This window comes from Stenotrophomonas sp. MYb238 (assembly GCF_009496535.1).
Classification (GTDB): Bacteria; Pseudomonadota; Gammaproteobacteria; order Xanthomonadales; family Xanthomonadaceae; genus Stenotrophomonas.
Genome location: NZ_WIDL01000008.1, coordinates 118,905 through 142,565, shown reverse-complemented (window position 1 = coordinate 142,565; position 23,661 = coordinate 118,905). Strand labels below are relative to the sequence as shown.

Here is a 23,661-nt window from a genome sequence, read left to right as displayed (position 1 = left end):
GCCAATCGGCAAGCGTGCCCGTCGTCACGCTCCTTGGTGGCCTTGCTGTTTCATCAGAGCGCTGGCGACCATTTAAAGGCGAGGCGGGATAGGGAGGAAGGCTGGTCACAGACTTGTTGAATGGGCGCAATGTGACGTCCTGCGTCACCCTGCTGGATGGATCGCAGATTCAGCAAGCGGTCCTTTCCTTTTATGCGCGCTCTGCCGATCATAGCCGCGGGGACTTACCGTAGGTGACTGGCATTTGGCACACATCCTGCTGTAAAACCCATACCCGGACGGGCGACGGCCCTTCCGAGCTCACACTCCAAACCTCTAGGGGATGTACCAATGAAGAAGCTGCAGAAGGGCTTTACCCTGATCGAACTGATGATCGTGGTTGCGATCATCGCCATTCTGGCTGCCATCGCGCTGCCGGCCTACAACAACTACCGCATTCGTGGCGCGGATGGTGCCTGCAATGCTGAAGCCAAGGCTTACATGAATTCGGCCGTTGCCGCAATTCAGGGCGACATGTCGTCGATTCCGGAGCCGAAGGCGAAGGCTTGCTCCGCTCCGACTGCGGCGATCACCTCGGCCAACGTCACCTCTGGTGCTCAGATCACGTTCTCGCCGCGCGACCCTGGTTCCAATGCCACCATCTGTCTGGCGGACTCGGCCACCTGCGGCAAGCCGGGCGCTGGCGCGCCGTAAGGCGATCATGTCTGGCTAGCCTCATCGCAAGGCACGATGGAGTATGCACAGAACCCCGGGATTCCCGGGGTTCTGTGTAATGGGGCTTGTCCCTAATCGCAATTTGCTTTCAACGGGGGGGGTATGAACGCTGGAAGGAATCAGGGCTTCACTCTAGTAGAGTTGATGATCGTGGTTGCCATCATTGCGATTCTGGCGGCAATCGCACTGCCTGCTTACAACAATTACAGGATCAAGGCCGCGGAGGGGGCTTGTCAGGCGGAAATGAAGAACTATGCAAACTTCGCCTTGGCGTCACTGTACAACGGGAGCGCCCCGGCGGGGGCACCAAAGAAGGCGTGTGTCTCGGCCGACGATGCCAGTTCCATCGGGGTGAGCATCACCGGTACGCCTCGTTCTCCTGGCCTCAAGCCTACGACCTGCAGCATGGATACGGCGAACTGCACGATTACGCCATGAGAACAAGTTGCGACACGAATGCCGGGCTGCGAACGACATTCTTCGAATTCTTGATGATGTAGCGGTGACATCCGCACGGCCTTGCTCTAATGCGCATTTCAGGTTTGTACCGATCCACTCTGCTGCGCTATTTCGTGGCGTCCCTTCTTGCACTGCTGTTGGATGTCGCAGTGCTTTCGCTTTCGCTGCGCCTTCTCCACATGAGCCTGACTTGGGCTGCAACGGCGGGGTTCGTTGCCGGCGCCGTAGTTGCCTATATACTGAGCATTCGCTGGGTGTTCAGTGAGCGGGCGCTGGCAAATACGCCATGGGCTGAGTTTCTTGGGTTTGTCGGCATAGGCGTCGTCGGCCTGGGAGTTACGCAGTTCGTGCTTTGGCTCGGTACTGCCGGGCTGGGGATCATGCCCGAATTGGTCAAGCTTGCTGCGGCCGCAGCGTCTTTTCTTTTCAACTACCTCGCGCGTCGATCGCTGCTGTTCATCGCCCGCTCGTGTATCGCCCGCGGGGAGGACTTGGTTTGACTAGTCATTCAATCATCATTGTAGGTGCCGGCCCGGCTGGCTTGACGGCCGCGCTCGAACTGCAGGACGCCGGCATAACGGACATCACCCTCATCGAGGCAGATGCGCAGGTTGGTGGTATTTCCCGCACCGTACGGCACCACGGCAACCGTATCGACATCGGTGGACATCGTTTCTTTTCCAAATCTGACTGGGTGATGGCTTGGTGGCAGAAGCTGATGCCGGTGGCGGCTCCGTCCGATCCCGAAGATGCGCGGGAACTGCGTTACCAGGGCGCCAGCACTGGCCTTCCCGCGGCGACCGCCAGCGAGACCGACGACGAAGTGATGCTGGTGCGCAGCAGGCTGTCGCGCATCTACTTCAACAAGCAGTTCTTCGACTATCCGCTCAAGCTCGACCTGGGTACCCTGCTCAAGCTCGGGCCATGGAAGACATTCACCTTTGGCCTGAGCTATCTGTGGGCCCGGTTGCATCCGCGCAACCCCGAGGTCTCGCTGGAGGACTTCCTCGTCAATCGCTTCGGGCGGAAGCTCTATCGACAGTTCTTCAAGGAATACACCGAGAAAGTCTGGGGCGTGCCATGTAGCCAGATAAGCGCTGCATGGGGTGCGCAGCGCATCAAGAGTCTTTCGATCCTCAAGGCGATCACCCACGCGTTGCGCAGGATGATCGGTGCGGGCGGCAAAGCGGAGCAGACCTCGCTCATCGAGAGTTTCCTGTATCCGAAGTATGGGCCTGGTCAGATGTGGGAGACGGCAGCCGAGCGTTTTGTCGCGCGTGGCGGAAAGCTGCTGATGCAAAGCCGCGTGAAACAGGTGCAGATTGCCGGCGAGCAGGTGCGCGGCGTGGTCTATGAGGATGCTGTCGGTTCCAACCATGCTTTGGCCTGCAGCCATTTGTTGTCAACCATGCCAATCAAGGATTTGGTGGAAGCCTCGGCCGGGGCATGGACGGCCGAGGTGAGTGACATCGCCAGGCACCTGTCCTACCGGGATTTCATCACTGTGGGGCTGCTTTACCCACGTACTGCCGTCACGCGGAGACTGGACGACAATTGGATATACATCCAGGAGCCGGGGGTGAATGTCGGTCGTGTACAGGTCTTCAACAACTGGAGCCCCTACATGGTGGCTGACGCATCTGCACTCTGGCTCGGATTGGAGTTCTTTTGCAGGGAGGACGATGCGCTGTGGTCGATGGACGATGCGTCGTTGAAGGCGATGGCGCATGCGGAGATGGTGCAAATTGGTCTGGTGGATGCAGCATCGCCCGACGATGCGGTGGTATTGCGTGTGCCCAAGGCTTATCCGGGCTACTTTGGTGATGCGTTTTCGCGTTTCGGTGTGTTGCAGGCGGCGTTGGATCGGGTGGCGAATCTCTTTCTGATAGGTCGCAATGGCATGCACCGCTACAACAATCAGGATCACTCCATGCTCACCGCCCGTGAGGCCGTACGGCAGATCGTGGTTGGCGAAGTGGACAAGGCCAGGATCTGGGCGATCAACGTGGACGATGAGTACCACGAAGAGAAGAGTTGATGAGCACATCCGGTTTGGATTCCCGGGATGCTGGAGCAGATGGTCGCGGCCATCGGCTGGGTGGTCTGTCGGTGCTGACGTTGGCATTGGCCATGGCGGCGCCGTTGGTCATGTACTTCGGACGCATGCCTGGAATGGGTGAGTTCGACTATCTGATCTTCTACCGCTTGCTGTTCTACAACGATCTGATCGGATCGTTGGCGATGTTGCTTGCGTTGGCGGTGATGTTGCTGATACGGCCAATACGCGAGTGGGTCGCGCACCTGGCGGGATGGATGTCTTTGCATCCAGGGAGGGCGAGCCTTGTCGTATTCGTGCTCTTCGCCGTGATGGCTCGCATTGTCTACCAGGGCTTCCCGCTGGCGATGGATGAATATGTACAGTTGCTGCAGGCTAGGGTTTTTGCCAGCGGCCAACTGGTTGCGAGTTATCCGCCTGAACTCCTGGACCGTATGGTTCCACCCGGTTTTCAGGGGTACTTCATTCTGGTCAACCATGAGACGGGGCAGGCAGCCTCTATCTATTGGCCAGGGTTGCCGTTGCTGATGGCGCCATTTGCAAAGCTTGGTGGGGAATGGCTGCTCAATCCCGCGCTGGCGGCGATCGGCCTATGGTTGATTGGTGATCTTGCTTCCAAGGCGAGTGGTCAGCCGGGGGCGCGGGGATGGGCAATGCTGGCCGCATTGGCCTGTCCACAGTACACAGTCAACGCCCTCTCTTTCTACGCAATGCCTGGGGTATTGACGCTGAATCTGCTCTTCTTCTGGCTGCTGTTGCGCCCGGGGTGGCGTGCAGCGCTGCTCGCGGGCATGGTGGGTAGTATTGCGCTGGTAATGCACAATCCGCTGCCGCACGCTCTTTTTGCCATGCCTGTCGGTATCTGGCTGTTGATGGATGGGCGTCGTCGACTCCGCCTTTTGCCGCTGGCTCTGGGCTATCTTCCATTGGTCCTGGTGTTGTGCCTGGGATGGCCCATGCTGATGGATGTCATGGGGTTGCATGTCGCGGTGCCTGCAGAGAACGCCACGGGTTTCGTGGAGTTGTGGAGCCAGAAGCTGCGACAGACGTTTGCCATTCCCGACGCGAACCTGCTTCGTGTCCAAGCCTATTCTCTATGGAAAGCGCTGATCTGGATGGCGCCTGGCCTGGTTTTGGTGGCATTGCTTGCAAGGCAGCGCTCTGATATCCAGCGGGTCTTGCTTGCCGGGCTGTTGCTCAGTTTCGCGTTCTACTTTTTCTTCCCTCATGATCAAGGCCATGGCTGGGGGTATCGCTATATCCATCATGCATGGGCAGTAGTCGCCATCACCGCAGGAGTATTTGCCGTAGCCGACAATGGCGCTCGTACGCAATTCGCGTCCGCTGTACTCGGGGCCGGCCTTCTGGCAACGCCGGTGTTTATGTTGCTGACGCAGCAAACCATCGCACTGTCTATTGCCCAACAACCGACAGTGCCAGCGCAGGGGCGCTCATTGGTTTTCATTTCCAACCGGCAGCAGCTCTATACGGCTGATCTTGTTCGCAACTACCCCGGCGACAGTGAACGCATGGTGCGGATGCTGGGGTCTGATCCGGAAGCGGATGCTGTGCTCGCAAGAGGGATCTCGCCCGATGCTGTTCGTGTGAGTTTTGATGAGCGCGGTTCTGTTTGGATGTTGCCGCACCATGCCGGGTCTTTCGAATGACAGTGAGCCAGCCATCGATGGAATTGACGATCCTCATGCCGTGCCTGAACGAGGCGGAGACACTTGCAATCTGCATTGAGAAGGCCCAGATGTTTCTGGCCAGGGAGGGGGTTGAGGGCGAGATACTGATAGCGGACAACGGGAGTATGGATGGCTCGCCGGAGATTGCGCTCGGCATGGGTGCTCGTGTCATACCCGTTGACGCGCGAGGCTATGGATCCGCGCTTATCGGTGGGATCGCCGCTGCGCGAGGCCGCTATGTGGTCATGGGGGATGCAGATGACAGCTACGATTTTTCTGCACTTGAGGGGATTCTTGCCAAGTTGCGTGAGGGCAATGATCTCGTCATGGGTAACCGCTTCAAGGGTGGGATCGCGGAAGGGGCAATGCCCTTCCTGCATCGCTACCTTGGCAATCCAGTCCTGAGTTTCCTCGGGCGACTGTTCTACCGCATACCCATTGGTGACTTTCATTGCGGGCTGCGTGGCTTCCGGCGCGATTCCATGCTGAAGCTGGGGCTGTCCACGCCAGGCATGGAGTTCGCCAGTGAAATGGTGGTCAAAAGCGGGCTGCGCAAGTTCCGGATCGCCGAAGTGCCCGTCACGCTCTCGCCCGATGGGCGTTCGCGCCCTCCCCATCTGCGAACCTGGCGTGATGGCTGGCGGCATCTCAAGTTTCTGCTCCTGTACAGTCCTCGATGGCTGTTCCTGCTGCCTGGTGGGTTGTTGTTCTTTGTTGGATGCATGGCGATGTTTGCAATCGCGTTCCACTGGATCTCGCTGGACATCCATACGATGGCCTACGCTGGTGCCGCCATCGTTCTGGGCTTCCAGATGCTGCTGTTGGCGGCGTTCACCAAGTTGATGGGAGTGCGGGCTGGATGGCTGCCGGCGACTCCCAGGCAACAGCGGTGGTCGTCCCATCTCACCTTGGAATGCTGTCTGGTGTTGGGTGGCGCGATGTTCCTGGCCGGCCTTGCGCTGTCAATGCATGCGTTGCAGCTATGGGCGAGCGTGGATTATGGCGCTCTCGATCCAAGGGCCACAATGCGCTGGGTTGTCCCTTCCGTAACGATTCTCGCCCTTTCCGGAGAGATCGTCATGGCAGGGTTCTTCTTCGAAGCTTTGCGTATACCGGTCGGGGCGGCGGTGGTTCGGGAATCGGAGGGCGTATGAGTAGAAAGCCAATCCGTATAGGAATCGTGGGCCTTGGATGGGTCGCGACACATCGCCATATTCCGTCGATCCGTTGCGACTCCCGCTTCCAGATCGTCGGCGTGGCTGATCGTAATGGCGCGCTTGCCGCGGAATGGGGGCGCAAGCTGGGTGTTCCTCATGCAGTGGCCGATGCCGTTGGTGGCATCGACTGGATGCGCGATGCCGATGCGGTTGATATAGCCACGGCGCCCATGTCGCACCATGCACTTGCCTGCGATGCGCTTGCGGCTGGAAAGCATGTCATCACTGAAAAGCCGTTCGCGATGAGCGTCGAAGAAGGGCGAGATGTCATTGCGAAGGCTGCGCAGGAAAAGCGGGTGCTGGCCATCGTGCACAATTTTCAGTTCTCATCGGCGTTCCGCAAGCTCGAAAGCGACATGCAGAATGGCGTCATCGGTCCGGTAAGGGCTATCGTTGCGACTCAGTGGGGGAATCCAAGAAGAAGACTGCCAGTCTGGTATGACCAGTTGCCAGGAGGGCTTTTCTATGACGAAAGCCCTCATCTGCTCTACCTGATCAAGAGATTGTCGCCGGGTGCGTTGACGCTGCAGAGCGTTGATGCGTGCGCTAGTTCCCGGGGGTTGCGCACGCCTGCTTCAATAGATGCGAATTTCAGGGCGCAAGCGGCACACGGAACCATTCCGGTTACCGTCAGCTGCCGGTTCGAATCACCATTGAGCGAATGGCATGTTGCAGTCTTGGGTGAGCGCTGTGCCGGAATATTGGATGTTTTCCGGAATATCTATATGCGCCTTCCCAATGATGGGGGGCATGATACGTGGGAAGTGTTGAGGACGTCCCTTCTATCCACCTGTTCCCACTGGTGGCAGCACTTGGTCAACGGTCCTCATCACCTTGCCGGTCGCCTGTTGTATGGAAATCCCACCGTGTTCCAACGGTTTGCCGATGCGATCGAATCCGGTGGGGAGGCTGGCGGCGTGTCGGGCGGTGATGCACTTTCAGTGTTGCAGATGCAATGGGAAATACTGGAGCGTTGTCGCCCCGCATGGGATCGCCAGGATGATGCGGGAGTCATGCCATGAGGGCGAAGCAGATCTATGCGGACCTGGTTGCGAGTTCGCCGTACCAGCCGGCGACCAACTACTGGAGAGCAGTTGAGCTGGACGCGGTTCGGCAGCATGGTTTGCCTGAAGGGCGGGGACTCGATCTGGGGTGCGGCGACGGAAAACTGACCCAAGTGTTGGAGCAGGGTCTCAGCAGCGAAGCCGGGCGTAGTTGGGTGGGCATAGATCCGGATCCGGAAGAAGCCTCGTTGGCCGAGCGCGTGGGTCTCTATGAGGCGGTGCACGTCTGTGGCGGAGACAGCATTCCAGAAAAAGATGGTTCGTTTGACTACGCATTCTCAAATTCTGTGCTTGAGCATATTCCCGGAATCGAGCCGGTTGTCGCGGAGGTTGCCAGACTTGTTCGGTCTTCGGGGCGGTTCATATTTACCGTTCCTGCGTCATCATTCCATGAATGCCTTGGCGGCCCCATCATGGGAAGGATGTCCGAGGAGTATCTCCGGGAAGTCGATAGGCGATGCGCACATGAACGTTACTGGTCCCTGGCGCAATGGAAGGAGTGCCTGGATCGTCATGGGTTCGACGTGGTTGCCCATGTGGAGTACCTGGATCGCCGACAGACCAGGCGCTGGGAGGTGCTTTCCAACATGACCGGTGGGTTGCTTTACCGGTTGCATGGTGGAAGGACGCGTCCGATCGAGATCCAGCGTTCGCTGCGGATGCGGCGCGCGGGTACCGGGATCATTGATCGATTGGCGGCCCATCTGTCACATGTTGCGTTGCTTGGCGCGGATCCGTCCGCGCAGACTGGTGATGCCAAGCGCGCCTGCCTGTTGGTCGATGCAATCCGGCGTTGATGGCGTGCGATATCAAATGGTGAGCATCCAGGCCTTTCTTCGGTTTGCATTGGTTGGCGGACTTTTTGCTTTAGTAAATGTACTTCTTCTTGCATTGCTGGTGTCCGTTGCTGGATTGAATTATCTGGTGGCGTGCGTGGTTTCGTTTTTTCTGCTGAACTTTATGAGTTATATCCTGAACCGGGTTTTTACTTTCCGTCTGTCACGGAAGGTGGAATTCGGTGAGTTGGGTCGTTATTACCTCGTTATGGGCGCCAGCCTGGGAGGTAACCTGCTGCTCATGTATGTTCTGGTTGACGTGCTGTCCATGCATTACCTATGGGCCAGCGCGTTGGTGATTGTCATGTTGTCGATGGTGAATTTCTTCGGGCACGCTGTCTTTTCGTTTCGGCGGCCCGATCGCGACCATGCATGCAAGTACGATGTGCTGCAGGTATCGGCGTTCTTTGCCGAGCAGGGGGGCGGCATAGAGATCGTCGCTGGGCGACTGGCTGATGCCTGGGCACAGGCCGGGGTGAGTGTCGCCTGGTGCGCAGGGAGCCGCTCCCGTCGTTCCGCGATGTCCCGGATCGCAGGGGTTGATCGGTTTGCGGGGCAATACTGGAGCCCGTTCGAGAAGCGGATGGGACTGCCTCTGTCAATTTGGTATCCATCGGCTTTGTGGGGTTTGTGGGCAGCCATGCGACAGTCCAGGGTCGTACAGCTGCATGATGTCCTTTATCTTCCGTGTATGGCTGCGATGCTGTTTGCCCGGCTGCAGGGGAAGCCGGTTGTGTTGACTCAGCATATCGGCGAGTTGCCGATCCGGAGCTTTGCCGTAGCCAAGATGGTCGAATTGGCCAACGCAACGATCGGCCGGTGGATGCTGGGCCGCGCCGACCAGGTCGTTTTCATCGCTGCTCCAGTGCAGGCCTATTTTTCCCGGTTCGTTCGTTTCAGGGTGCCACCGCGACTGATAGCCAATGGTGTGGATCATGGAATTTTCCATCCGTTGCCGGGTGTGGCAGATCGCAAACCCCCTGTGCGACTGCTGTTCGTGGGCCGCTTCGTAGAGAAGAAAGGTATCCACCTCCTGCGCTCTTCGCTGGATCTGCCAGGTTCATCCTGGACATTCGCCGGCAGAGGGCCGCTTGATCCTGCATCCTGGCCAGAGCTCCCTTCCTCGACGGTGCTGGAAGGCCATGCCACCGCCAACCGGTTGGCTGCTCTGTACCGACAGGCGGACTTGCTGGTTCTGCCCAGCGTAGGGGAGGGTTTTCCGCTCGTCGTTCAAGAGGCATTGGCCTGTGGTACGCCAGTGCTGGTGAGTACGGAAGTGGCCGCTGCCTGCCCCGATCGGGATCCGGCTTGTGTCTTCGAGGTCGATATATCCGGCCCAGCTCCAGAGCGTAGGGTGAAGCATGCACTCACTAAGCTGATTGACGACCCTGGGCATCTGCGTCGAGCGCGGATGCCCGCAGCGCGCATGGCAAGGCAGTGGTCATGGGATCGTTGCGCTGCATCCTATCGGGAGCTTTACTCATCGCTACTGGGTACTCAGATGATTCTGGGTGTGAACAGGCAATGACCTCTGCCTGGACGAAGATCTCGTTCCTGGTGTGCGTGAGCCACCTGCCGGCCCACTGTTGGTGCCAGTGGGGCAATCTGCCGGGTACTTTCTCGCCTTCCATGAAGCATGGAGGAAAAACGGGATGGAGATGATTCCGGCGTCAATCCATAGCCTGAAACGGCTGTACGCCACGATTGCGGGGGCTGGCCTGGGGCTGCTTCTGATTCTGTGCCTGCATCGCTATCCCGGGATCAATCACGATGCGATCCTGTATCTGGCGCAAGGGCTGAAGCATCGTTGGCCGGGTGTGCTTGATCACGATCTGCTTTTTTTGGGAGGGGGACAGGAGCACTACACCCTGTTCCCATGGGTATTGGGTCAGGCACTGCGGATCGCGCCGGCCCCTGGTCTGTTCATGTGGGCGGCATTGCTTGGGTTGCTGATTTTTGCCATCGCTAGTTGGCATGCTTTGAAGTCGGTATTGCCCCCGGTACAGCGCTACTGGGCCTGGATCGGAGTCCTCTGCCTGCCTGCGCAGTATGGGGTGGTCAGCATTTTCAGCTACGCCGAGTCATTCCTTACGCCCAGGCCTTTTGCCGAGGCATTGTGTTTGTTCGGCCTCGCTGCACTGGCGCGACGGCGCTTTCTTCTGGCCGCGGCAGTGTTCGCGCTGGCGGCTTTGTTGCATCCGCTGCAGTCGTTGGCAGCCTTGATCATTGTCTGGTTGTGGATGGCGATCGGCGACCGCCGGTGGCTGAACGCACTGTGGCTGGTCCTGCCGGTGTTTGTCCTGGCACTGGTCGATGTTCGCCCATTCGATGGTCTGCTGCGCCCGGCGGATTCATTGTGGCTGGAGAGCATGCAATCCAGCACACAGCTATTTGTTTCCCATTGGCAGACCAACGATTACAAATTCCTGTTGCTGGACTGTTTTCTTCTCGCACTGGCATGGCGCCGAAGACAGGATGCGTTTGGCAGCTGGTGTCGTGCGGCGCTGCTCGGCTTGTTGCTGGGAGTGGGCACCAGCCTGCTATTGGTGGATGTGCTGCATCTGGTGCTACCCACCGGTCTGCAGCTGTGGCGTGTTCAATGGCTGGCGCATTGGTTCGCGGTAGCCGCATTTGCTGTGCTGATGTTCGATCACTTCGGCGCCCGTGCCATTCCGCAGGCGATGTTGTTGGCGCTGGTCGTGCAGTTGGGCTGGGGCGAGAGCGAGTGGGGATGGGTGGGGCTGGCTGTGCTGTATCTGGCCTGGCCCTGGCTGGTCGCGGAGCAACGCGCCAGGCTGGGTGCTCTGCTCGGCTGGCTATTCGGATTGATGCTGCTGCTGCTGCTGGTGAGCCATGTCACCAACGAGCTCAAGTGGTTTTCCCGGTCGCATTTCCGCTGGGACATGTACCCGCTCGACCATAGGTTGCTGGCCTTCCCAATGCTGGGGTGGGGCCTGCCGGTCTTGCTGTTCGAGCTGTGGAGGCGATGGCAGTGCAGGCACCAGGTGCTGCTGGCTACTTTGCTGCTGCCCCCCGTTTTGGTCATGGCGGCGATGCGATGGGATGCGCGTTTGCCGTTCCATAGGCTGTTCGAGGGCGCTGCAGGCAAGCCGCACATCTTTGGTGTGGATGTTCCCAATGATGCGCTGGTCTACTGGGGAGACGACTCTCCGTTGGGGACTTGGCTGATTCTGCAGCGGTCGAACTATTTCAGTGCCAGTCAGATCGCCGGGCAGGTGTTCAGTCGTGAAATCGCTCTCGAAGGGCGCCGCCGCCTGCAGCGCATGGCTCCATTGATGGCGGATATCCAGAAATGTCTGGTCGGTGATATGGATATGGAGAGTCGTCGTGATTGTCGTGCCACCGCCGAATCGATCCATCTGGCATGTGCGGATGCTCACGGCCGGCCTGGCGGGACTCGACCGCCCGACTACCTCGTCCTGCCGTTTGATCAAGGGGTTCGTGCGCTCGGAGTATGGACAATGCGCGACCCTTACACGCAGAGCAGCGTGATCGACTACCGCCTGTATTCTTGCCGGGAGTTGAGTTTCACGATGGAGGCAAAGCAATGAGCGGCGCTTCTAAGCTATCGCGGAACTGGCCCGCTGTGGTCGCGGGCGGCTTGTTGGGGGTGGTGCTGCTCCTGCACATCCGCCGCTATGCCGGCATCAATCACGATGCCGTTTTGTACATGGGGCAGGGGCTGCTGCACCGTTGGCCGGAAATCTATTCCGTCGATCCATTTTTCTCTCATGGAAGCCAGGAAAAGTTCAGCCTTTTCCCCCGTTTGCTGGCGCTGGCTTTTGGTGTTGCCCCCCCGCCATTGATTTCCCTTCTGGGGACGCTGGGGAGTCTGCTTCTGTTCGGTATGGCCAGTTGGTGCTGCCTGCGCGCCACAATGCCGGCCGGACAGCGGTTCTGGTCATGGCTGGCCGTATTGACCCTTCCTTCCTCGTATGGCTTCGCTGGCATGTTTGCCTATAGCGAACAGTTTTTTACCCCGCGAACGCTTGCGGAAGCACTTTGCCTGTTGGCAATCGGGCTGCTGTCCCTGCGGCGCTGGGTGATCGGATTTGGTGTGCTTGCAGTAGCCATCATGCTGCACCCGCTGCAGACCATCGCCGCTTCTATCATCATCTGGATGTGGCTGATACAGCGTGACAGGCGCTGGCTGCATGCGCTATGGATGCTCGCGCCGGTAGGCGTGCTCGCGGCTTTGGGTGTGTCTCCATTTGGCGGACTCTTCGTCCGAATGGATCCCCCATGGATGGAGAGTCTGCATCGCTTCACGGCGCAATTGTTCGTTAGCCGCTGGAGACCCGGCGAGTATGCGCTGCTGGCTTTTGATCTTGGCGTTCTACTCTATGGCTGGCGGTCACTGCGCGGGACCTGGGGACAATGGTGCTTGGCCGCGCTATGCGGAGGGGTGGTGGGAATCGCTTCCAGCTACGTGCTGGTGGATGTTCTGCACCTTGCATTGCCGGCGGGGCTGCAGTTGTGGCGAGTACAGTGGTTGTTGCATTGGCTGGCAATGGCGACCGTTGGCGCATTCCTGTGGCGCGACGCCATGGCTCGCGATTTGCCGCGTGCGTTGTTGCTGTGTCTGATCGTCGTGTTTGCCGCGAGTGGGTTTGGCCTGGGTTCGTGCGCAGCCATAGCGCTGTACCTGGGTTGGTCCAAGCTGCGCAGTCGATCATCCGAAGCCTTCCTTCGCCTGCTTAGCGGTCTCTTCGTGCTTGGCATCCTGGTGGTTTTCGGGAATTTCGTTCTGTCCGAGTGGATCTTCTTCCGGATGGCGCACTACCGGTTGGATCTCTATGCGATAGATCGTCGTGTTCTTGCGTTCCCGATGTTTGCCTTGGCTTTGGCCGCGACGATGGTTGTCTATTGGTCGAAGCTGTCGTCGCGAACCCGCATCGGCATCATATGCATCGTGCTGCTTCCGTTGTTGATAGTGAGCTTGGTGCGCTGGGATTCACGTCCTCCCATCAATCGTGCCATCGAGCAGGCGGCATTTCGCAGCGGCATATTCGGAACATCATTGCCCGCCGATGCTCAGATCTTCTGGGACGATGATTCGTTGATCGGCCCCTGGCTGGTGCTGAGGAGGGTCAGCTATTTCAGTCCCGGGCATTTGGCAGGCTTGGTGTTCAATCGGGAAACCGCGGTCGATACCAACAATCGGCTCGGGAGGGTTCTGCCGATTATCGAAGAAGGGCGGCGATGCAGGGATCGGTCGTTGCCGCTCGAGGAGCGCGAGCATTGCCATATCAGCGATGGCGCGTTGCTGCGGGCCTGCGGGGCGACATCCGAGAGGCGCCCGGACTACCTTGTACTCCAGTACGACCAGCCTCAGCATGCCGTCGGGAAGTGGACGATTGCCGATCCGGTGACTGGCGAAACGGCGGTTACTTACAAGCTTTTCCGCTGCACTGACCTCTTGGCAGAATTGTCGCTGAAGCCAGAGGGGGAGAAACACTGATGCGTACCTTGGTCTGCGGCGGCGCCGGCTACATCGGCAGCCACATGGCGCGCCTGCTGGCCGCGCAGGGCCACGAGGTGGTGGTGCTGGACGACCTCTCCAGCGGGCACGCGCAGGCGGTGCAGTGGGGGCGGCTGGTGGAGGCGGACGTGCTGCACCCGCCGTCGCTGGAGGAGGCGTTCGCAGGGCAGCGTTTCGATGCCGTGTTCCATTTCTGCGCGCGTTCGCTGGTCGCCGAGTCGGTGGCCCGGCCGTACGACTATTACGCGACCAATGTCGTTGGCACGCTCAACCTGCTCGAGGCGATGCGCCGGCACGAGGTGCGGCGGCTGGTGTTTTCCTCTAGCGCGTCGGTGTTCGGGCAGCCGGCCACCGGCATGGTCGACGAGGACCATCCCACCCAGCCGATCAATCCGTACGGCGCCAGCAAGCTGATGGTCGAGCGCATCCTGGCCGATGCGGCGACGGCCTATGGGCTGGATTCGGTGGCGCTGCGCTATTTCAACGCGGCCGGCGCGACGGCCGATGCGCGCATCGGCGAGTCGCACGCCTGCGAGACCCATCTGATCCCCAACGTGCTGCGTTCGGTGCTGGGCGACCGGCTCGCGCTGAAGGTTTTCGGCGGCGACTATCCCACGCCGGACGGCACCTGCATCCGCGATTACGTGCACGTAGAGGATCTGGCGCAGGCGCACCTGCTGGCGTTGGATTACTTGGGCGCCCATCCCGGCGCCCACGCGTTCAATCTCGGCAACGGGCGCGGTTTTTCCGTACGCGAGGTCATCGCCGCCGCGTCTGCCGTCACCGGTCGCGCCGTGCCCTGGGAGATGGCGCCGCGCCGGGCCGGCGATCCGGCGGTGCTGGTCGCGTCAAGCCGGCGGGCGAAGGCGGAACTGGGCTGGTCGCCGACCTGGACCGACCTGGAGGCCATCATCGAGAGTGCCTGGCGCTGGCATCGCGCGCAGCCCTGGTGAGCCGGCGCTCGCGGGCGTCCGTCAGTAGGTGACGACCCGTACCGGTTGCAGGCTGCCGGCGTCGAGCACCAAGCGTCCGGCGCCGTGCCGGGCCACGATCGGCAGGCTGCGGAACGGCGCGTCCGCCGGGGTGGCGGCAGGGTGGCCGTCGGCGGTGCTGGGCGCGGCGTTGAAGGCCAGCCGCGGCACGACTTGGGCATAGGGCACGTACCACGCCGGGTTCCGTTCCTGGTCCATGCCGGTATCGAGGAAGGCGGCAAGCGCGGAGGCATGGTCGGTACGCGCGGTTCCCGGCCGCAGGCCGACCAGCAGCGGCGCGCCGTGTGGCAGATGCGACCCTCCGGGAGCGCTGGCCCGCGCCAGGTCGGAAGGCTCCACCTCGTTGGCCAGGACCACGGCCAGGCGCATGTCGCTGGCGACCACGAATACCGGCCGCGTCTGCCACAGCAGGTGCAGGCCGAAACCGAGGAATACCAACTGCAGCAGGCAGACCACGGCCAGGTCCAGGCGCAGGCTCTTCTTGCCGGGCCTGAAGACCACCAGGGTCAGCAACGGCCCGGCGATCAGCTGCGCGCCGAGCAGCAGGCCCAGCAGCGGCAGCACGCCGGTGATGCGGTACAGGCCCCACGGGTGCCATAGCGGCAGGACGATGGCGGCGATCGCGGCGACCAGCACCAGGCTGGCCAGGGCATGCAGGGCGGCGGCTTTCCAGCGGGTCATGGGCGTGGCGGAGGTATCGGGGCGTGCAGCATGCCCCAATGGCGCCGGTCGCGGCAGCATGCCGCGTTCCCACTCTCTCTTGCCGGCACGGATCCGGCGGTCGGCCGCTCCCGGGCGAAGCGACCGGCCCGACATCGCACGCGGGAATGCCGGGCCCGGAGTCGTTCCTATTGCCGTCCCGCTTGCCCGTACAATCGCCCGATGTCGTCCATGCCGGGGAACACCATGAATACAGCCGTCACCGCCAATCTCGTGGGCATCACCGGGATCGCACGCCGCCTGGTGCAGGACGGGGCGCTGGACGAGGCGGCGGCGCGCAACGCGATGGCGCAGGCGGGGACGGCCAAGGTGCCGCTGGCGCAGTGGCTGGCCGAGAAGAAGCTGGTCAACGCCGCGCAGCTGGCGGCGGCCAACGCCGTCGAGTTCGGCATGCCGCTGCTGGATGCCTCGGTGTTCGATGCCGGCCAGAACGCGATGAAGCTGGTGAGCGAGGAACTGCTGCGCAAGCACAACGTGCTGCCTCTGTTCAAACGTGGCGGCAAGCTGTTCATCGGCACCAGCAACCCGACCCAGTCGCTGGACGAGATCAAGTTCCACACCAACCTGGTGGTCGAGCCGATCCTGGTGGACGAGGACCAGATCCGGCGCACGCTGGACCAGTGGGTGGCGAGCAACGAGAGCCTGGCCGGCGGCCTGGGCGACGACGAAGAGGGCATGGGCGACCTGGAGGTCGCCGCCGGCGACGAGGACATGAGTGGCGGTGGCGATGCCGGCATCGACGCCAAGGGCGACGACACGCCGGTGGTGAAGTTCGTCAACAAGGTGCTGGTGGACGCGATCCGCCGCGGCGCCTCGGACATCCACTTCGAGCCCTACGAGGACGACTACCGGGTGCGCTTCCGCATCGACGGCCTGCTCAAGACCGTGGCCAGGGCGCCGGTGAAGCTGCGCGAGCGCATCGCCGCGCGCCTGAAGGTGATGTCGCAGCTGGACATCGCCGAGAAGCGGGTGCCGCAGGACGGCCGCATCAAGCTCAACCTGTCCAAGACCAAGCAGATCGACTTCCGCGTGAGCACGCTGCCGACGCTGTTCGGCGAGAAGATCGTGCTGCGCATCCTCGACGGCAGCGCGGCCAAGCTCGGCATCGACAAGCTCGGCTACGAGCCCGAGCAGCAGCGGCTGTTCCTGGAAGCCATCCACAAGCCCTACGGCATGGTGCTGGTGACCGGCCCGACCGGCTCGGGCAAGACGGTGTCGCTGTATACCGCGTTGGGCATCCTCAACGACGAGACCCGCAACATCTCCACCGCCGAGGACCCGGTGGAAATCCGCCTGCCCGGCGTGAACCAGGTGCAGCAGAACAACAAGCGCGGCATGACCTTCGCCGCGGCGCTGCGTTCGTTCCTGCGCCAGGACCCGGACGTGATCATGGTCGGCGAAATCCGTGACCTGGAGACGGCCGAGATTGCCATCAAGGCGGCGCAGACCGGCCACATGGTGCTGTCGACGCTGCATACCAACGACGCGCCGCAGACCATCGCGCGCCTGATGAACATGGGCATCGCCCCGTACAACATCACCTCCTCGGTCACCCTGGTCATCGCCCAGCGCCTGGCGCGGCGGCTGTGCGGCCAGTGCAAGCGCCGCGCCGAGCTGCCGGCCAACGCGCTGCTGGCCGAAGGCTTCACCCAGGCGCAGATCGACAAGGGCATCCAGCTCTACGAACCGGTCGGTTGCGAGGAGTGCACCGAAGGCTACAAGGGGCGTACCGGCATCTACCAGGTGATGCCGATGACCGACGAGATCGCCACGATCGTGCTGCAGGGCGGCAACGCGCTGGACATCGCCGAGGCCGCGCAGAAGATCGGCGTCAACGACCTGCGCCAGTCGGCCCTGCTCAAGGCAGCGCAGGGCATCACCAGCCTGACCGAGATCAACCGCGTCACCAAGGACTGAGTCGCCGCCGCACCGTACGCCTGTTGCGGCAGGCGTACTGACTGTGCGTGCGTGGAGGCGCCGGTGCGGCGCGCTGGCGCATCTTCCGGCACGCCGACGGGCGACGGCTGCGCCGCGGAACGCCGGGTGTGCCTCGCTCAAGCGCGGCCTCCGAAGGCCGATACACCACCAGAGGGGCAGGCAGAGGCAGTTCGACCGCCGGGCATGATTGCGCTAGGCTGGCGTGGCACGTGTCGGTCCAGTACAGCCGGGTCTGGGGGAAAGGGGCATGAGCGGTAGCGCATGGTCGGGCGACGACAGGATGTTCGAGTTCCGCCAGGAACTGGCCGACGGCGGCCAGCCGCCGGACAGCACGCCTTTCACCGTGTTGAGCGTCGATGACGATCCGGGTTTCCAGCAGTCGCTGCGCATGGCGCTGTCCGATTTCCGCTTCAACGAAAGCCCGCTGCGGCTGCTGACCGCATCCTCGTCCGGCGAAGCCCGCCAGGTGCTGGAGGACAACCCCGGCATTTCCGCGATCCTGCTGGACGTGGTGATGGAAACCGACGACGCCGGCCTGCAGCTGGTGCGCGCAGTGCGCGAACAGCTGGGCAATTCCGAAGTGCGCATCGTGCTGATCACCGGCCAGCCCGGCATGGCGCCGCTGCGCAAGACGCTGCAGCAGCTGGACATCAGCGAATACTGGCTCAAGACCGATCTCTACCGCGAACGGCTGCAGGGCATCGTCACCGGTTCGCTGCGCACCTGGAGCGAGATCCACGCGCTGGCGCGCGCCAAGCGCGGGCTGCAGCACATCGTGCAGGCCGGCAGCCGCCTGGCCGGGCTGCGCGACCCGGACGGTTTCTCGCGGCAGCTGCTGCGCGAGCTGGCCGCGCTGCTGGAAGTCCCGCTCGACGGCATGGTGTGCGTGCACGACGGCTCGGCCGACACGCCCGCCGAGGACGCCGTGGTGACCGCGGCCGATGGTTGCTTCGAGGCGCAGGAAGGCCGCACCGTGCAGGACATCGCCGACCCGATGGTCCGCGACCTGCTGGTGGACGCGTTCTCCCGCCGTTCCAGCATCGGCATGCCGTCCAGCCAGGTGCTGTACCTCGACGGCGACGGCACGGTACCGCCGATGGCGGTCTACCTGGCGACCGAGCGCTCGCTCGATGCCGAGGAACACGAACTGCTGCAGGTGTTCGTCACCCATGCCAACGCCGGCCTGGTCAACGTCGACCTGGCGGCGCGGCTGGACCGGGTCGCCTACCGCGACAGCCTGCTGGACATCCCCAACGGCAATGCGCTGCGCCGCGACCTGCGGCAGGTGCTGGAGCAGCCGCGGCCCTGCGGGCAGAGCCTGCTGGTGGTCGACCTGGGGCAATACACCGACGGCAGCCTGGCGCTGGGCCCGGAGCAGGGCGACCTGCTGCTGCAGCGCATGGCCGAACGGCTGGCGCAGATGTACCCGCCGCCGTGCCGCATCGCGCGCCTGCACGAGGGCACCTTCGCCGTGCTCGGGCCGTCGCGGTGGCTGGCCGCCGATCCGGTCGACGCGCTGGAGCAGAGCGAGGACGCCGGCGAACTGCCCTTCCTGCGCGTCGACGCGGCCCGCGTGGACCTGGACGAATACCGCGGCGGCGCCGGCGGCGCGCTGGCGGCCGGCCTGCTGCTGGTGAACCGGATACGCGCCAGCGGTGGCCATGGCGTGGCCGAGTACCAGATCGAGAGCGAGCAGGAGAACCTGCGCCGTTTCCTGGAATCGCGCGCGCTGTACCGCGCGCTGCGCGAGGACCGCATCGGCATCGTGCTGCAGGCGCAGGTCGACCTGGAAAGCGGCGCCATCGTCGGTGCCGAGGCGCTGGCGCGCTGGAGCGAGGATGGGCGGCCGATGTCGCCGGCCAGCTTCATCCCGGTCGCCGAGGCCAGCGGCCTGATCGTGCCGCTGGGCGGACGCGTGATCGAGCTGGTCTGCGACGCGTTGCGGGCGATGGAACGGGCCGGCTTCCCGGACGTCCCGGTCTCGGTCAACGTATCGCCGCTGCAGCTGCGCCGCCGCGAGTTCATCGAGGAACTGGCCGCGACGGTGGCGCGGCATGGCATCGAGCCGCGGCGGATGGAGATCGAGATCACCGAAGGTGCGGTGATGAGCGACTACCAGGACGGCCGCGAGCTGCTGGCGCGCCTGCGGCGGCTGGGGTTCGGCATCGCCGTGGACGACTTTGGGACCGGCTATTCGTCGCTGCGCTACGTGCATTCGCTGCCGGTGACCCGGCTCAAGCTGGACCGCCAGTTCACCGCCGGCGTCGGCATCGGCGACGAGGCGGGCGGGGCGAACGTGGCGGACATGATCATCGCGCTGGGCCGCCGGCTCGGCCTGGACATCGTGGCCGAGGGCGTGGAAACCGCGGCCCAGGTCGAATGGCTGCGGCGCCACGAATGCCCCTGCGCGCAGGGTTACCTGTTCGCGCGCCCCGAGCCCGTGGAGGATTTCATCGCGCGCCTGCGCGGGCAGGGCTGAGCGCATGCGCCGGCTGTGGCAGGCCCCGCGGCTGCGCTGGCAGGAGGCCTGGGCGGCGCTGCGCGCGCATCCGTGGCGGGTGACGCTGATCGCCGCGCCCTGGCTGCTGGGCCTGCTGACCGCGCTGCCGGTGCTCTGGTACGAAATGGACCGCGCCGTGCGCCTGCCCGAACGCCAGGCCGCGCACGACGTGGTGGACAACGCGGCGCAGTCGATGCTGCGCCGGCTGGGACGGTTGCGCGACGACACCCGGTTTCTCGCCTTCCTGACTCCGCGCCTGCTGGAGACCGGTTCGCAGGCGCAGCTGCTGGATACCTACACCAGCTTCCTGATGGCCGGGCGCGACTACCACAAGGTGCGCTGGATGGATGCCGCCGGGCAGGAGCGCCTGCGCGTGGACCAGGATGCGGGCAGCATCCACCGCGTGCCCGGCCGCGCGCTGCAGGACAAGCGCGGCCGGCCGTTCTTCGAGAATGCGCTGCACCTGCTGCCGGGCCAGATCCATCTCTCGCCGCTGGATCTCAACGTCGAGAACGGGCGCATCGAACAGCCGCTGCGGCCGACCCTGCGCGCCTCCTCGCCGTTCATGCTGGCCGACGGCAGCACCGGCGTGGCCGTGGTCAACCTGCACGGCAACGTGCTGCTGGAGCGCCTGCGCGAACGCGCGGCGCAGTCGGGTTTCAGCCTGTACCTGGTCCATCCGCAGGGCTACTGGCTGCTGGCGCCCGCGCCCGACGATGCCTGGGGATGGCAGCTGGACCGCGCCGACCACACCGTGGCCAATTTCGATCCGGCGCTGTGGGCGGCGATGCAGCGCCGGCCCTCGGGCGACTGGCACGACTGGAGTTTCTCCACCCTGCAGGCGGCATGGCGCGGCACCGAAGGCGACCTGCTGGCCCACGCCGATCCAACGCTGGGACAGCTGCGGCTGCTGGTGCACCGTTCGCGGCCGCCGGCCGCGCGCTGGAAGGCCGTGCTCGGCGGCCTGGCGCTGCTGGGCGGCGTGCTGGTGCTGTGGGTGGTGCTGGGGCAGGCGCGCGGCCTGGCGCGCGAACTGGCCTACATGCAGCGCCTGCGCGACAGCAACGAGGCGCTGGCGCTGGCCAACGAACACCTGCAGGCGGCGCAGCAGGAACTGGCCAGGGCCGAGCGCCTGTCCTCCCTGGGGCTGATGGTGGCCGGCGTCGCGCACGAGATGAACACGCCGCTGGCCAGCGCGCAGCTGGCGCTGGGCACGCTGCGCGACGGCATCGCGCGGTTGCAGGTACAGGTGCAGGCGGGGCTGCGCCGCTCCGAGCTGGATGGCTTCCTCGCCGAGGCGGGCGGGGCCTGTACGCTGGCCGACGGCGAACTGCGGCGTACCGCGGCGCTGGTGCAGCGCTTCAAGCAGGTGGCGGTGGACCGGGCTTCGCTGGAACGCCGGCGTTTCGAACTGGCCGAGGTGCTGCTCGACGCCGACCCGCGCCTGCGCCGCGGCGGACCGGTCGACGGCATCGCGCTCGAACTGGACCTGGAACCGGGCATCGCCATGGAGACCTACCCGGGGCCGCTGGAGCAGGTGGTGGCCAACCTGCTCAACAACGCCCTGCTGCACGCGTTTCCCGGCGACGGCGAGGGGCGGATCCGCCTGTCGGCGCGCCGCGACGGCGACGCCTGGGTGCGCATCGAGGTGGCCGACGATGGCGGCGGCATCGCGCCGGAGCACCTGCCGCGCATCTTCGAACCGTTCTATACGACGGCGCGCAACCGCGGCGGCACCGGCCTGGGCCTGCACATCGTCCACCAGATCGTGACCGAGGTGCTGGGCGGAAGGATCGAGGTGCGCAGCCGCCGCGTGGGCGATCCGGGCAACGGCCCGGTGGGTACCTGTTTCACGCTGCACATTCCGCGCCAGGCTCCCGAGCGGCCGGAGACCCAGTCGCCGGAAGTGTCGTAGGGGTATTTCCTTCTCCCTGCGGGAGAAGGTGCCCTAAGGGCGGATGAGGGCTAGGCGAAGCCTTGCGTTGCCCGGCTGCATGAGGCCTCGCCCGGCCGCATGAGGCTTCGCCCTTACCCTCACCCCAACCCCTCTCCCGCAGGGAGAGGGACTCGTTGGGCTCCGCCCTTCCCTTCTCCCTGCGGGAGAAGGCGCCCCGAAGGAGCGGATGAGGGTAGGGCGACGCCTTGCGATGCCCGGCCGGATGAGGCTTCGCCCTTGCCCTCGCCCCAACCCTTCTCCCGCAGGGAGGGGGGCTCGTTGGGCGCCGTGCCTCCCTTCTCCCTGCGGGAGAAGGTGCCCCGAAGGGGCGGATGAGGGCGGGGCGAAGCCTTGCGATGCCCGGCCGGATGAGGCTTCGCCCTTGCCCTCACCCCAACCCCTCTCCCGCAGGGAGAGGGGCTCGCTCGGCGCCGTGCATCCCTTCTCCCTGCGGGAGAAGGTGCCCCGAAGAGGCGGATGAAGGGTGGGTGCAGCCCCTGCGATACCCGGCTGCATGAGGCTTCGCTCTTACCCTCACCCCAGCCCCTCTCCCGGAGGGAGAGGGGGGCTGATTCGTTGTATCCCCCTCGGTTCGGGGGGGATCCACGCGTCAGTCCATCCCCAGCTTCTTGAGCTTGTAGCGCAGCGCGCGGAAGGTGATGCCGAGCTGCGCCGCGGTGCGGGTCCGGTTCCAGCGGTTCTCTTCCAGCGCCTTCTGAATGGCCGCGCGCTCCATCTGCTCGATGTAGGAGGGCAGGGCGGCGTTGCCCGGTTCGATGTCCACCACCGCTTCCTCGCTGGCCGCCGAGGATGCATCGGTACGCGGCGTCGGCAGCCGCAGGTCGCTGGCGCCGATGCTGTCGCCGTCGGCCAGGGCGAGCGCGCGTTCCAGTACGTTCTCCAGCTCGCGGACGTTGCCGGGGAAGGCGTAGCCGGCCAGGGCGTCCAGCGCCGATGGCGACAGCAGCGGCGTGGGCTGCTGCTGCGAACGCGCCAGCCGGCTGAGGATGGCCGCGGCCAGCTGCGGCAGGTCGCCGCGGCGTTCGCGCAGCGGCGGCACGCGCAGTTCGATCACGTTGATGCGGTAGTACAGGTCGTGGCGGAAGCGGCCGTCCTGCACCAGCGTCGACAGGTCCTTGTGGGTAGCCGACAGGATGCGCACGTCCACCGGCACCTCGGTGGCCGCGCCGACCGGGCGCACCGATTTTTCCTGGATGGCGCGCAGCAGCTTGACCTGCATCTGCAGCGGCAGCTCGGCGACTTCGTCCAGGAACAGCGTGCCGCCGTGCGCGGCCTGGAACAGGCCCGGCTTGTCGGCGTGGGCGCCGGTGAAGCTGCCCTTCTTGTGGCCGAAGAACTCGCTTTCCATCAGTTCGCCGGGGATGGCGCCGCAGTTGACCGGAATGAACGGCCCGGCCGCGCGCGCGCCCTGGTCGTGGATGGTGCGCGCGACCAGTTCCTTGCCCACGCCCGATTCGCCGACGATGTAGACCGGCGCCTGGCTGCGCGCGACCTTGGCGATGGTGGCGCGCAGGTCGGCCATCGCCTGCGAGTCGCCGAGCAGGCGCGAGGCGCTTTCCGGCGGCGCGGGCGGCGCGGCGCGTTCGCTGTTGTTGAGTTCCAGCGCGTGCTTGACCATGCCGCGCAGCACCGCGATGTCCACCGGCTTGCTGACGAAATCGAAGGCGCCGGCCTTCAGCGCTTCCACCGCCAGGTCCATGCTGCCGAACGCGGTGATCATCGCCACCGGCGTGCGCGGGTGGTCGCGCGCGATCTCGGTGACCAGCTCGATGCCGTTGCCGTCGGGCAGGCGCATGTCGGTCAGGCACAGGTCGAAGCTGTTGCTGGCCAGCAGTTCGCGGGCCTCGGCCAGGTTGGCGGCGGTGCTGATGCGCAGCCCCATCCGGCCCAGGGTGAGTACCAGGAGCTCGCGGATGTCCCGTTCGTCGTCGACGACCAGTGCGCTATGCGTCACGTTCATGCCGAAAACGATAGCCGAGTACGCCGCCGGACGTCACCTTCCGCCCTTCGTGCACGG

16 protein-coding genes and 1 pseudogene are annotated in these 23,661 nt (G+C 63.8%); 15 read left to right on the top strand and 2 right to left on the bottom strand.

Translation table 11 applies throughout. The features are described from left to right. The first annotated feature begins 330 nt into the window (after positions 1 to 330). The 12 genes and pseudogenes from CQ393_RS18395 (at position 331) to galE (ending at position 14,490) form a co-directional block, all read left to right on the top strand. Complete coding sequence (locus CQ393_RS18395; protein ID WP_153190960.1) at positions 331 to 693, top strand: prepilin-type N-terminal cleavage/methylation domain-containing protein; 363 nt, start codon at positions 331 to 333, stop codon at positions 691 to 693. A 123-nt stretch (positions 694 to 816) separates the two neighbouring features. After that, positions 817 to 933, top strand: a pseudogene (locus CQ393_RS18200) (prepilin-type N-terminal cleavage/methylation domain-containing protein); the annotation flags it as partial. A 308-nt stretch (positions 934 to 1,241) separates the two neighbouring features. Continuing rightward, the gene (locus CQ393_RS07635; RefSeq protein WP_153190958.1) at positions 1,242 to 1,673 is read left to right on the top strand and encodes a GtrA family protein; all 432 of its coding nucleotides are present in this window, start codon (positions 1,242 to 1,244) and stop codon (positions 1,671 to 1,673) included. Beyond that, on the top strand, positions 1,643 to 3,211 hold the full coding sequence (locus tag CQ393_RS07630) for an NAD(P)/FAD-dependent oxidoreductase (RefSeq protein WP_343199814.1): 1,569 nt from the start codon (positions 1,643 to 1,645) through the stop codon (positions 3,209 to 3,211). The genes CQ393_RS07635 and CQ393_RS07630 overlap by 31 nt, the downstream gene beginning before the upstream one ends. Continuing rightward, positions 3,211 to 4,896 carry a hypothetical protein gene (locus CQ393_RS07625; RefSeq protein WP_153190956.1) on the top strand — a complete coding sequence of 562 codons (1,686 nt, stop codon included), beginning with the start codon at positions 3,211 to 3,213 and terminating at the stop codon, positions 4,894 to 4,896. The genes CQ393_RS07630 and CQ393_RS07625 overlap by 1 nt, the downstream gene beginning before the upstream one ends. 17 nt (positions 4,897 to 4,913) lie before the next feature. Then, positions 4,914 to 6,071, top strand: a complete 1,158-nt coding sequence (locus CQ393_RS07620; RefSeq protein WP_153190955.1) for a glycosyltransferase family 2 protein — start codon at positions 4,914 to 4,916, stop codon at positions 6,069 to 6,071. Further along, entirely contained in the window at positions 6,068 to 7,156 is a 1,089-nt protein-coding gene (locus CQ393_RS07615) for a Gfo/Idh/MocA family oxidoreductase (RefSeq protein ID WP_153190954.1), read from the top strand. The genes CQ393_RS07620 and CQ393_RS07615 overlap by 4 nt, the downstream gene beginning before the upstream one ends. After that, a complete protein-coding gene (locus CQ393_RS07610) occupies positions 7,153 to 7,995 on the top strand; it encodes a class I SAM-dependent methyltransferase (protein ID WP_153190953.1) in 843 nt (280 codons plus the stop codon). Before CQ393_RS07615 ends, CQ393_RS07610 begins: the two co-directional genes overlap by 4 nt. A 19-nt stretch (positions 7,996 to 8,014) precedes the next feature. Next, a complete protein-coding gene (locus tag CQ393_RS07605; protein WP_194269610.1) occupies positions 8,015 to 9,562 on the top strand; it encodes a GtrA family protein in 1,548 nt (515 codons plus the stop codon). 124 nt (positions 9,563 to 9,686) lie between these two features. Beyond that, the gene (locus CQ393_RS07600; protein WP_153190951.1) at positions 9,687 to 11,606 is read left to right on the top strand and encodes a hypothetical protein; all 1,920 of its coding nucleotides are present in this window, start codon (positions 9,687 to 9,689) and stop codon (positions 11,604 to 11,606) included. Continuing rightward, a complete protein-coding gene (locus CQ393_RS07595) occupies positions 11,603 to 13,516 on the top strand; it encodes a hypothetical protein (RefSeq protein WP_153190950.1) in 1,914 nt (637 codons plus the stop codon). Before CQ393_RS07600 ends, CQ393_RS07595 begins: the two co-directional genes overlap by 4 nt. Beyond that, a complete protein-coding gene (galE, locus tag CQ393_RS07590) occupies positions 13,516 to 14,490 on the top strand; it encodes a UDP-glucose 4-epimerase GalE (protein ID WP_153190949.1) in 975 nt (324 codons plus the stop codon). The genes CQ393_RS07595 and galE overlap by 1 nt, the downstream gene beginning before the upstream one ends. A 21-nt stretch (positions 14,491 to 14,511) precedes the next feature. On the opposite strand, the gene CQ393_RS07585 is transcribed toward galE, so the two are convergent. Further along, on the bottom strand, positions 14,512 to 15,210 hold the full coding sequence (locus tag CQ393_RS07585) for a hypothetical protein (RefSeq protein ID WP_153190948.1): 699 nt from the start codon (positions 15,208 to 15,210) through the stop codon (positions 14,512 to 14,514). Between the two features lie 225 nt (positions 15,211 to 15,435). On the opposite strand from CQ393_RS07585, the gene pilB reads away from it, so the two are divergent. The 3 genes from pilB (at position 15,436) to CQ393_RS07570 (ending at position 21,602) form a co-directional block, all read left to right on the top strand. Continuing rightward, positions 15,436 to 17,166: a type IV-A pilus assembly ATPase PilB gene (gene pilB / locus CQ393_RS07580; protein WP_153190947.1), complete on the top strand. Its 1,731-nt coding sequence runs from the start codon at positions 15,436 to 15,438 to the stop codon at positions 17,164 to 17,166. A gap of 268 nt (positions 17,167 to 17,434) precedes the next feature. After that, positions 17,435 to 19,666: an EAL domain-containing protein gene (locus CQ393_RS07575; protein WP_153190946.1), complete on the top strand. Its 2,232-nt coding sequence runs from the start codon at positions 17,435 to 17,437 to the stop codon at positions 19,664 to 19,666. A gap of 4 nt (positions 19,667 to 19,670) precedes the next feature. After that, on the top strand, positions 19,671 to 21,602 hold the full coding sequence (locus tag CQ393_RS07570) for a sensor histidine kinase (protein WP_153190945.1): 1,932 nt from the start codon (positions 19,671 to 19,673) through the stop codon (positions 21,600 to 21,602). A 631-nt stretch (positions 21,603 to 22,233) separates the two neighbouring features. Here CQ393_RS07570 and CQ393_RS07565 read toward each other — a convergent pair. Further along, positions 22,234 to 23,604 carry a sigma-54 dependent transcriptional regulator gene (locus CQ393_RS07565; protein WP_153190944.1) on the bottom strand — a complete coding sequence of 457 codons (1,371 nt, stop codon included), beginning with the start codon at positions 23,602 to 23,604 and terminating at the stop codon, positions 22,234 to 22,236. Positions 23,605 to 23,661 lie beyond the last annotated feature (57 nt).